Genomic DNA, 10,736 nt, shown 5'->3' with positions numbered 1-10,736 from the left:
CATCCACTGGAACACGAGAAGGAGGCAGGTTAAACTAAAGGGACTGACCCCGGAGGAGTTCCGGAATCAGTCCCTATGTGCGGCGTAGGCCGCTAATTAGCCCGTCCAAGAATTGGGATGCAGTTCATTGAGCGGGGCCTTTCTCCGCTATAATAATGAGTCATGCCAACGCTCCGAAGGAATATCACGTATCTGTATGAGTCTCGGGTCCTCCCGAGGCGTTCTTTGCTTGCGCATATCGCCAAGGTGGCGGCTGTCATTATCGTAATTGCGCTATTCCTCGAAGTTTTTGTGTTCAACATCAACTTCTATAAGTCGCTAGGCTACAACTCGATTGACTTAAGCGATTCCCTCGAGTTGCAGGAATCAAGCGACGAGCAGTATAAGATTACCGAAGTCGACAACGTCATTGAGTTCTCCAACTTGAACACTGAAGTCCACAATGTGTACCTTAAGTTCGATTGGGAACAGCCCGCGCAAAACCTCACTTTCAAGATTCAGTTCACCGACGATGCCCACGCAACATACTTTGATACGACGGAATATACCCTCGGTGTTCCCGAGGTCGACATCTCGACCATGGTGCCGGAGAGCCAGTACGTGAATCTGAACACTACGGGCTACGTTAAGAATCTTCGAATCGAGCTTGTCGGCAACGAGAAGACCAACTACCCGGTTCGCCTGACAAGTCTCGTGTTGAACGCCCATCGGCCGTTTTCATTCAACTTCCTTCGCTTTTTCGGCGTGATCGGACTCCTGGCGTTTACGTATCTCTTCCGACCTGGTTCGAGCGTTTACCGCGTGAGCATTGCTCGCCGGCCAAAGCTCTCGAAGGGGGGAATCATCTGCGCGGTCGCGATTGAGGTCGTGCTCATCTCGTCGTTTCTCTTCATGGGGTCCAACCTTGTGGGCGTTGCCACGTCTACCTACAACTTCGGATCGTGGGACGGCCATAGCATTGCGAACCCGTTTGAGGTCGGCGGTGAGAATGCGCAGCAGTATGCCGAGCTCGCCAAATCCATGTCGCAGGGGAAGCTCTATCTGGAAGAGGAACCGCCCGACTGGCTTCAGCAGATGGACGATCCCTATGATAAGGGCGCTCGTGATGAGTTACAGAAGGAGACGGGCGAGCCGTACCTGTTCGACGTCGCTTACTACCAGGGGCACTATTACGTGTACTTTGGTGTGGTTCCGGTGCTTTTGTTTTACTTGCCGTTCTATCTGGCGACAGGCGCAAGTTTCCCAACGGCTATCGGCGTGCTCCTCGCAGTGATTGCTTTCATCCTGGGGTGCTCGGCCTTGCTCGATCGCTTTGCTCGCTACCATTTCAAGCAGGTGAGCCTTGGGCTGTATCTGCTCCTCCAGATTGCCCTTGTCACGTGCTGCGGCATTTTGTATCTGGTGAAGTTTCCGACGTTCTACTCGCTGCCGATTGCGTGCGGCCTGGCGTTCTCTGTCTGGGGGCTCTATCTGTGGATGTGTGGTCGTGGCTCGCAGAGGCCGTGTGGATGGTATCTGGCGGGCTCGCTATGCATGGCGCTTGTTGCGGGGTGCCGACCTCAGCTCGTGCTGCTGTCGTTTCTTGCCTTCCCGCTGTTCTGGCGTCGCTACATCACCGAGCGCCGGCTTTTCACGAGGCGCGGCGCTCGAGAATTCGCTTGCTTAATAGCGCCGTATGTCGTGGTCGCTGCTGGCATCATGCTGTATAACAATGCGCGTTTCGGGTCCCTCACCGACTTCGGCGCGAACTACAATCTCACGGTCAACGACATGACGAAGCGCGGAATGAACGTGGGGCGCTTGGCTCCCGCATTGTTTACGTACTTTTTGCAGCCGCCATGTGTGACGGGGGTGTTCCCCTTCCTGCAGCCGACGCCGTTTGAGACCACCTACATGGGGCAGACTATCAAAGAAGTCACCTTCGGCGGCGTGCTGGCCTGCCTTCCGGTGCTTTGGGTGCTTCCGTTCGCTTCCCGCATCCTGAAGCTGCGAATTTCTCAGCGCTCGACGCGCACAACCATGGGCGTCATTGTGGTGCTGATCGCAGCGGGCGTCATCGTCGCGCTGCTTGATGCGGAGATGGCGGGAATCTTGCAGCGCTACTATGCCGATTTCAGCTTCATGTTCTTGGCTGCCGCGGTGCTTCTCGTCTTCATTGTGAACGAGAATCTTGTGCCAGGTTCGACAATGGCACAGGTATTCACCAAAGTGCTTCTCGCGCTTGTGGCGGTGAGCGTTTTCTATAGCGCGCTCATTTGCTTCGTTCCCGAAACGGGATGGTATTCTGACGTGTATTCATGGGCGTATTCGAGCTTCTTTGAGACGGTACTGTTCTGGACATAACGAGTGCGCTGCAGCATGCGCGTTGCATCGAATTAAGGCGAAGGAGTGGCCGTGGGCCGCTGGTTGGAAAGGAAAACTGACGTGAACGTAGTAGTTACCGAAAACTATGAGGAGATGAGCGTTGCCGCGGCGAACGTGATCGCGGAGCAGCTGAAGGCGAAGCCGGACAGTGTCCTTGGCCTCGCGACGGGTACGACCCCGATTGGCCTGTATGCCGAGCTCGTGCGCGCGTGCGACGCAGGCGAAATCAGCTTTGCGAATGCGCAGTCGTTCAATCTTGACGAGTATCGCGGACTGCCTGGAACTCACGACCAGAGCTACCGCTACTTTATGCAGGACAACCTCTTCGACCATGTCGATATCGACGTCGAGAAGACGCATGTCCCCGACGGTTCGATGGAGGACGCCCAGGCGGCTTGCGATGCATACGAACAGGCAATTACGCAAGCAGGCGGTGTCGACCTGCAGCTTCTGGGCTTGGGACACAACGGGCACATCGGATTTAACGAGCCGTGTGATTCCTTCCCTGTGACCACCCATTGCGTCGAGCTTACGGAGAGCACCATCCAGGCGAACAGCCGCCTGTTCGACTCCGCCGATGAGGTGCCGCGCGAGGCGTACACCATGGGTATCGGCACCATCATGAAGGCGCGCAAGATTCTTCTCGTGGTGAATGGCTCAGGCAAGGCGGAAATCGTTCGTGACGTGCTTCGCGGGCCAGTGGTTCCGCAGGTTCCTGCGAGCATTTTGCAGCTGCACCCGGATGTGACGGTGGTGCTCGACAAGGAGGCGGCGGCTGCGCTTTAGCCGAGTCTGGTGGCTTGGCGGCCTGGGTTGTATGGGCGATGTGGGAAAGGGAAGCGTATGATTATTTCTGGCGGCAAGGTCTTCAGCGGTGCAGGGTTCGACGCGCGCGACGTGTATGTCGAGGGTGGTGTCTTCGCGGAGGAGCCGATAGGGGAGCGCTCGCCAGGTCAGACGATCGACGCTTCCAGCTGCTGGGTTGTTCCCGGTCTCATTGATGTGCATTTCCACGGAGCGGTGGGGCATGACTTCTGTGACGCCGATGATGAGGGAATCGCCGCAATCGCCCGTTACGAAGCTTCTCAGGGCGTTACGGCCCTATTCCCGACGACGATGACGCTTCCCGAGGAGCGTTTGGTTCCTATCGTGTCATCGATTGCCGAGCATTCTGGTACTGACGATGAGGCCGCGATTGTCGGAATCAACATGGAGGGTCCCTTCATCTCGCCGGGGAAAGTCGGCGCGCAAAACCCGTCGTACGTGCGCGGTGCGACAATGGAGGAATTCGAACGCTGGCAAGAGGCGGCGAACGGAAAGATCAAGCTGGTTGATGTGGCGCCGGAGGAACCGGGCAACCTGGAGTTCATTCGCGAGGCGGCTGACCGCGTGCGCGTGTCGCTTGCTCACATGTGTGCCGACTACGAGACGGCTGCCGCCGCTTTCGATGCGGGTGCGCGCCATATGACCCATCTGTTTAATGCAATGCCGGGGCTGCATCATCGCGAGCCTGGTCCGATCGCCGCTGCCGCCGATCGCCGCGACGTGACCTGCGAGATTATCGCCGACGGCGTGCATATCGCGCCTTCGATGGTTCGCCTCGCGTTCTCGCTTTTCCCCGAGCGCATGATTTTGATCAGCGACTCGCTGCGCGCGTGCGGGCTGGGCGACGGGACCTTCGAGCTCGGCGGACAGCTGTTCACCGTGCACGGCAATCGCGCGACTATCGAGAACGGGTCGCTTGCGGGCAGTGTGAGCAGCGTCATGGCGTGCTTGCGTACGGCGGTGACGAAGATGGGAATCCCCTTGGCCGATGCGGTTCGCGCCGCAACGATGACGCCCGCGAAGGCGCTCGGAATCGAGGACGAGCGTGGGAGCATTGCGCCCAGGAAGATTGCCGATGCCGTCGTGCTCGACGGGGATCTTCGGGTAAAGCACGTCGTCTTGCGAGGGAAGCTGTTGTTCTAAAGGAAAGCCTAGGTGGGTTAAAGGCGCGCAGGGGGTGTGCGGAATAAGCGAGAAACGACAACTAACCCTCGCTGCTAAAAAGTGCATCCTGAGAGGACGATTTTGGCACAAAAGCCGAGGTATCCCGCGGGTAGAGCACTCGAATTGGGGAATGCGACGGACTCGAGCAGGCTCTAAAACAAGAAATCCCAGGTCAAGCGCTTGCTCGACCTGGGATTTCTTGTTGGTCCCTTACTACCGAGTGGGACACCTCGACTTTTGCGCCAGGATTGACTCGATTCGGCGTACTTTTACCCTTCGATCGCTTCCACAAACCAGCTCGTGATGGATGTGGGGTGCGTGATGGCAGTTCCCACGACGACTGCCCAGGCGCCGGCGTCCATGGCGGCCTTCGCGTCGGCGGGCGTGTGGACGCGGCCTTCGCAGATGACGGGCTTGTCGGGGAATTCCGTCGTCGCTTGGCGCATAAGCGCAACATCGGGCCCGTCGGCCATGCCGCAATCGATGGCGGCGCCGGGATGCGAGAGCGTGGTCGAGGCGATGTCGCATCCGATGGCGAAGGCATGACGGATGTCCTCGATCGTCGCGCAATCGGCCATGACGAGCACGCCTTCTTCCTTGAGCGGGCGGACGGTGTCTTCAAGCGTCTTGCCGTCGGGTCTCGGGCGGTCAGTGGCATCTACTGCGACGATGTCGGCACCTGCGGCAACGCAGGCGCGCGCATGACGCAGCGTCGGGGTGATGTAGACGCCCTCGTGGCCTTCCTTCCAAATGCCGATGACGGGCACCTCGGTACGTCCCTTGATGGCGGAGATGTCGGAGAGCCCCTGGCAGCGGATTCCGCCGGCACCGCCGAGCTCGCAGGCGCGCGCCATCTGAGCCATAGTCTCCGGGTGACGCAGGGGTTCGCCCATATAGGCCTGGCAGCTTACGATGAGTTTCCCTTTGAGCTGCTGGATAACGGGATCGATCATGAGATGCTCCTTTGCGATTTACAAGATATGCGTCGGGTTGGGTGCGAGCTGCGATGGCGCATGCAGCTCGTGCGTTTTGCCTGGCCATCGTCAGAGCAGGGCAAGGGTCCTATAGCGAGTCGATGAGGTTCTCCGCTGCGCCGATGAGCGGAGCGGCACCGCCGAGCTCGGCATCGACGATGGGCAGGTCGCGCTGAATTGCGGGAATTTGGCTGTCGAATCCTCGTTGCAGCTCCGCGCGCCATTCTGCGCCGGCTTTCACCACCGATCCTGACAAAATGACGATGTCGGGATCAAGGATGTTCGTCAGTCCTGCGATGGCCTGGCCGAGCGCAAAGCCCGCTTCCTTGATGATGCGTCGAGCGGGCTGCTCGCCTTTTGCGGCGAGTGCGGAAATCTCGGCGCCGGAGAGGTGTTCCTCTGTGGCCTCGAAGAAGCGCGCTTCGATGCCGCTGCCTGCGGCGACGCCTTCCAGATGTCCGCTTCCGCCGCATGCACAGGGTATTCCCGTGGCGACGGAAGATGCCATATGACCCACCTCGCCTGCGAAGCCGTGCTTGCCGCGCACGATGCGGCCATGTGCGATGACGGCGCCGCCGACGCCGGTTCCCGCGGCAATCATGATGCAGGTATCGGCACCGCGCCCGGCGCCCCACCGGGCTTCACCCACCGCATAAGCCTGCACGTCGTTCAAAACGGCGGCGGGAAGGCCAGAGCGCTCATGCAATGCCGATGCAAGCGGCTGTCCGCCCCAGCCCGGCATGAGGTCGTTCGCGTAGGCGATATCTCCCGACTTCGCGTCGACGCGCCCGGCGGTTCCCACTCCGATGCCGAGAGGGGAGGAGGGGGCGCATGCGGCGAGGTTGCAAGCGAGCGAGCAAATCTTGTCGAGGACGCTTGCTCCGCCCTTCATCGCCTCGGTCGCCACGGTGCGCGAATCTTCCACGACGGGTTCGGCTTCGGCGGAATCGTAGCGCACGATGCTGCCGGTGATCTTGGTCCCGCCCACATCGATTGCGACGACGCGCGCTGGAAATTCGCAGTTCGCAGGAAAGGTTGCCATGCTGCTCCTTGAATGGCTCGAAAGAAAAGAGCGCGGCGCGCGGACCTTTAGCCCTTGCACGCCGCGCTCCTCTTACAGGTGACGTTATTTGCGGATTGGTGCATCGGCGTCCATGAGGCCAGCTTTCTTGAGGACCTCGACAATGGCTGCGACATCTTCGCCCTCGAGCGCCTGGACGGGCTCGCGCATCTGGTTTGTGTTGAACACGCCCATCTGCCACAGTGCCGTCTTGAACGCGCCCACGCCGGCACCGAAGCCGACGGTCGCCTTCACGACGCGGGTGAGGAACATGAGGCGTGCGAGGTGATCCTGCAGCTCCTTGACCTTCGCCCAGTCGCCCGCCTGGAACGCCTTGTACTGCTCGACGTAGCTGAACGGATCGAGGTTCGCGAGACCGGGAACGGAGCCGTCCGCGCCGCCGAGGTAAGCGCCGTCGACGCAGACCTCATGGCCGGTGAGCAGCTGAAGCGGATGGCCGGCGTCCTCGTTTTCGAGCACGAGCCAGCGGAAGGAGACGTCATCGCCGGAGGAGTCCTTCACGCCCTGGAGCACGCCGTCTTTGCCGAGGCTTACGAGCATCGTGGGATCGAGCTTGGTGTGCACGCACACGGGCAGGTCGTAGGCGAACAGGGGCAGATCGGTGTTCTCGCGGATGTCGCGGAAATGGCGCTCGACCTCGCGCGGGCCGCCGAGCGCGTAAAACGGTGCGGTCGCGACGAGCGCGTCGACGCCGTAGCCCTTCGCGCGCTTGCACTGGTCGATGACGCGCAGCGTTTCCATGTCGATGACGCCGGCGAGAACGGGCACGCGATGGTTCACGATGGCCACGGCCTCCTGTAGCACGTGATAGCGCTGAGCGTCGGTGAGGAAGGCGACCTCGCCCGAGGATCCCAGGAAGAACAGGCCGTTCACGCCTGCGTCGATCATGCGGTTGATGGAGCGCTCGAACGACTCGAGGTCGAGCTGCTTCTTTTCGTTCAGGGGGATTACCACGGGGGGAATTACGCCGTGGAACTCTTTGGTGTCCATGCCGTGCCTTTCATTTGACGGTCTTGTTTCAAACTCGAAAAGCATAGCACGCAGGTAAAACGCGTCAAGGAAAGGCCGCTTTTCATCACACGAAAAGAGGAGAGGGAAGAACGTTTTACGCAACTCCATATGACGCTCGATGGATGTGGGGTGCGTTTCGCGCGCAGTTCCACACGAGCCAAACAGCCCAGTGGGCTGTTTGCGCGAGCAGGACTGTTTGAGCACGAAACGCACCCCACATCCATCCTTGGGATTGGGATTTCCTGTCTCTCGCAAACAAAAAGGGCGACCCTTGCGAGTCGCCCTTCGTTCTTGCTGATTCGGCGCTTACTCTTTCCCAAGATTGGGGTGGAGAAGCGAGGGAGCCGCGCCCAGAAGCAGGCGCGTGTAGTCGTCCTTGGGGTGGTTGAACACCTCTTCGGCGGTTCCCCGCTCGACTGCCTGACCGTGGTTCATGACGATGATGCGGTCGGAGATGTAACGCACTGTCTGAATGTCGTGGCTGATGAATACCATGGCAAGGCCGAGTTGCTTCTTCAGGTCCATGAGCAAGTTCAGAATCTGCGCGCGAACCGAGACGTCGAGTGCGGACGTCGGCTCATCGGCGATGATGGCGTCAGGGTTGAGCGACAGCGCACGAGCAATGGCCACGCGCTGGCGCTGGCCGCCGGACATCTGACCGGGCAGCGCATCGAGAACGGATTCTGGCAGGCCCACCATCTCGATGAGCTCATGCACGCGGGCCTCGCGAGATTTCGCATCGCCCACGTTGTGCACGACCATCGGGTCGGTCAGCTGGTCGCGCACGCTCATGCGGGCGTTCAGCGCGGTCGCCGGGTCCTGGAACACGACCGAGATCACGCGGCCGATGATGCGGCGCTGCGCTGCGGTGCGCTTCGTGACGTCGGTTCCCTTGAAGTAAACGTGCCCCGACGTGGGCGCTTGCAGGCCGCACATCACGTTTGCCGTGGTCGATTTGCCGCAACCCGACTCACCGACGATACCGATGGTCTCGCCTGGCATGAGCTTCAGGGTAAGGCCATTCACCGCGTGCACCTTGTTCGGGTGCAAAATCGAGCCCGTGCGCGTCTTGAAGATCACGTGCACATCGTCAAGAAAGATGATAGGCGTCTTCTCGTCCCTGCTGTCTGCTGCGGTGCTCGTAGGCGCGTTTTCGCCCTTCGCGTCTTCCTGCTCGGTGATAAGCATGCGGCCTTCTGCAGACTCGAAGTCGTTCACGGACTCTGTGTCGCTTGCAGCGGCGACAAGGTCCTTTTCGACGATTTCCGCCGCTTGGTTGTTCTTCTCGGTCATTTATTCTGCACCTCCCGGAAGGTAGGGCTTGATTCCCACGCGCTTCAGCTCGCTGTCGGGAAGCTCGGCATAGTAATGGTCGGTGCCCTTCACGCGCTTGAGCATCGGGCGTACGTTCGAGATCTTGTCCGGGTGGCTCGAGCGCGGGCGGAAGCGGTCGCCCTCGGGGAAGTCCTTCGGGGAGGGAACGCTGCCAGGAACCTGGTGCAGTCGATCGCCGCCTGCCTCGATGGAGAGCACCGAGCCGAGAAGACCGCGCGTGTACTCGTGCACGGGGTTGGTGAGGATTTCCTTCACGGGGCCCTGCTCCACAACCTGGCCTGCGTACATGACGGTGATTGAGTTCGCGACCTCGGCGACGAGGGCGAGGTCGTGGCTCACGAACACCATGGCGAAGCCGAGCTCGTGCTGGAGCTTGTTCAGAAGGTCGATAACCTGCTTCTGCACGGTGACGTCGAGGGCGGTCGTCGGCTCGTCGGCGATGACGAGCTTCGGGTCGCGCGTGAGCGCCATGGCGATGAGCACGCGCTGGCGCTGGCCGCCGGAGAGCTCATGTGGGTAGGAGTCGAGCGTGCGCTTGGGGTCGAGACCCACAAGTTCGAGCAGTTCCTCGGCGCTGCGGGTGCCGCCGCGCTTGGTGAGCTGCTTCATCTGCGCTTTGATGAGCATCGACGGGTTCAAGCTCGAAAGCGCGTCCTGATAAATCATCGCGATTTCGCGGCCGCGCAGTTCGTTCATCTCCTTGTCGGAGAGGGTGAGCAGATTCTTGCCGTCGTAGAGGATCTCGCCGGAGATCTGCGCCTTCTTGTCGAGCAGGCCCATGATGGTGAGGCTCGTGATGGACTTGCCGCAGCCGGATTCGCCCACAAGACCCATGGTTTGGCGCGGGCGGACGACGAAGCTCACGTGGTCGACGACGTTCACGTCGCCATGACGCGGGAACTTGATGCAGAGGTCCTTCACTTCGAGGATCGGCGGCACGTCGGTGCGGGCGGGGAAGCGGTCGGTGCGCACAAGCTCGACCTTGCGCAGTGCGTCGAGGCGCTTGGTGAGCATTTCGGCCTGGGCAGCGTAGGCGAGCGTCGGGTCGGCGACCATGCGGTCGGCCTCGCGGTCGCCCTTAAGATCGTTCTCGTCGACCTTAACGGCGGCCTTCGGGGCGGCGATCGCGTCGGTGATGCCCTCGGAGACGATGTTCAAGCAGAGCACCGTGATCATGATCATAAGGCCCGGGAACAGCGCCTGCCACCAGCGGCCGGCGAGCACGCCGTTGCGCGCGTCGGCGAGGATGTTGCCCCACGTCGGCGTTGGCTCGGGGATGCCGGCAGAGATGAAGGAAAGCGATGCCTCGAACACGATGGCGTCGGCGACGAGCACGATGGTGAACACGAGCACCGGGGCGATGCAGTTGCGCACGACGTGCTTCCAGAGGATCCAGGGGGCGCGAGCACCGGAGACAACGACGGCGCGCACATAATCCTGGTTGTACTCGCTCATCACGTTCGCGCGCACAATGCGGGCGATCTGCGGGATGTAGAGAAAGCCGATGGCGAAAATAAGCGAGGGTACGCTGTTGCCGAATACGACGATGAAGGTTGCGGCGAGCGCGATGCCAGGGAAGGACATGATGATGTCCAGGATGCGCATGATGATGTTGGAGATGCGCTGGCGCACAACGGCGGCGATGGCGCCGATGATGGAGCCAACCACGAGCGCGAACGCTGTGGCGCCCAAGCCGATGGTGAGCGAGTACTTGGCGCCGCACATCAGACGCGACAAAACGTCGCGTCCCTTGTCGTCGGTGCCGAAGAGGTGCTCGCCGTTGGGCGCGGTGAACGAGGTGTAGATTGCGTAGGGATCGTAGGGGGCGATGAAGTCGGCGAGGATGGCGACGGCGATGATCGCGATGAGCACGACAAGCGAGATGCGCGCGCCGATCGTCATGTTCTTCCAACGACGGAAGCGCACTTTGCCGGCGCCGGCCTCCATCTTCTTAGTGAGGTTGCCACGAAGTTGAGCCATGG

Annotated in this window: 9 protein-coding genes; 4 read left to right on the top strand and 5 right to left on the bottom strand. The window is 60.7% G+C overall.

Translation table 11 applies throughout. The features are described 5' to 3' along the window. The 4 genes from F8C90_RS06770 to nagA all read left to right on the top strand — a co-directional run. A partial coding sequence (locus F8C90_RS06770) for an IS3 family transposase (protein ID WP_158049762.1) occupies window positions 1–88 on the top strand: 88 nt, incomplete at its 5' end. A gap of 137 nt (window positions 89–225) precedes the next feature. Continuing rightward, window positions 226–2,343, top strand: a complete 2,118-nt coding sequence (locus F8C90_RS06765) for a cytochrome C oxidase Cbb3 (RefSeq protein ID WP_246155835.1) — start codon at window positions 226–228, stop codon at window positions 2,341–2,343. Window positions 2,344–2,424: 81 nt separating this feature from the next. Then, on the top strand, window positions 2,425–3,150 hold the full coding sequence (gene nagB / locus F8C90_RS06760; protein WP_158049758.1) for a glucosamine-6-phosphate deaminase: 726 nt from the start codon (window positions 2,425–2,427) through the stop codon (window positions 3,148–3,150). 57 nt (window positions 3,151–3,207) lie between these two features. Beyond that, on the top strand, window positions 3,208–4,332 hold the full coding sequence (gene nagA / locus F8C90_RS06755) for an N-acetylglucosamine-6-phosphate deacetylase (RefSeq protein WP_158049757.1): 1,125 nt from the start codon (window positions 3,208–3,210) through the stop codon (window positions 4,330–4,332). A gap of 290 nt (window positions 4,333–4,622) precedes the next feature. Here the strand turns inward: nagA and F8C90_RS06750 are convergent, their stop codons facing one another. From F8C90_RS06750 to F8C90_RS06730, 5 genes are all read right to left on the bottom strand, one after another. Next, window positions 4,623–5,306: an N-acetylmannosamine-6-phosphate 2-epimerase gene (locus tag F8C90_RS06750; RefSeq protein ID WP_158049756.1), complete on the bottom strand. Its 684-nt coding sequence runs from the start codon at window positions 5,304–5,306 to the stop codon at window positions 4,623–4,625. Between the two features lie 109 nt (window positions 5,307–5,415). Next, a complete protein-coding gene (locus tag F8C90_RS06745) occupies window positions 5,416–6,369 on the bottom strand; it encodes an ROK family protein (protein WP_158049755.1) in 954 nt (317 codons plus the stop codon). Window positions 6,370–6,453: 84 nt separating this feature from the next. Continuing rightward, entirely contained in the window at window positions 6,454–7,398 is a 945-nt protein-coding gene (locus F8C90_RS06740; RefSeq protein WP_158049754.1) for a dihydrodipicolinate synthase family protein, read from the bottom strand. Between the two features lie 327 nt (window positions 7,399–7,725). After that, entirely contained in the window at window positions 7,726–8,712 is a 987-nt protein-coding gene (locus tag F8C90_RS06735; RefSeq protein ID WP_246155834.1) for an ABC transporter ATP-binding protein, read from the bottom strand. Beyond that, window positions 8,713–10,734: a dipeptide/oligopeptide/nickel ABC transporter permease/ATP-binding protein gene (locus tag F8C90_RS06730; RefSeq protein WP_158049753.1), complete on the bottom strand. Its 2,022-nt coding sequence runs from the start codon at window positions 10,732–10,734 to the stop codon at window positions 8,713–8,715. Window positions 10,735–10,736 lie beyond the last annotated feature (2 nt).

It is taken from the genome of Ellagibacter isourolithinifaciens (assembly GCF_008831035.1).
GTDB lineage: Bacteria > Actinomycetota > Coriobacteriia > Coriobacteriales > Eggerthellaceae > Ellagibacter > Ellagibacter isourolithinifaciens.
Note: the sequence above shows the minus strand (reverse complement) of the source record. Positions and strands in the feature narration are given on the sequence as shown.

Coding starts and splice junctions, on each gene's coding strand:
- nagA (WP_158049757.1), top strand. CDS start 3,208: ATGATTATTTCTGGCGGCAAGGTCTTCAGCGGTGCAGGGTTCGACGCG.
- F8C90_RS06750 (WP_158049756.1), bottom strand. CDS start 5,306: ATGATCGATCCCGTTATCCAGCAGCTCAAAGGGAAACTCATCGTAAGC.
- F8C90_RS06745 (WP_158049755.1), bottom strand. CDS start 6,369: ATGGCAACCTTTCCTGCGAACTGCGAATTTCCAGCGCGCGTCGTCGCA.
- F8C90_RS06740 (WP_158049754.1), bottom strand. CDS start 7,398: ATGGACACCAAAGAGTTCCACGGCGTAATTCCCCCCGTGGTAATCCCC.
- F8C90_RS06735 (WP_246155834.1), bottom strand. CDS start 8,712: ATGACCGAGAAGAACAACCAAGCGGCGGAAATCGTCGAAAAGGACCTT.
- F8C90_RS06730 (WP_158049753.1), bottom strand. CDS start 10,734: ATGGCTCAACTTCGTGGCAACCTCACTAAGAAGATGGAGGCCGGCGCC.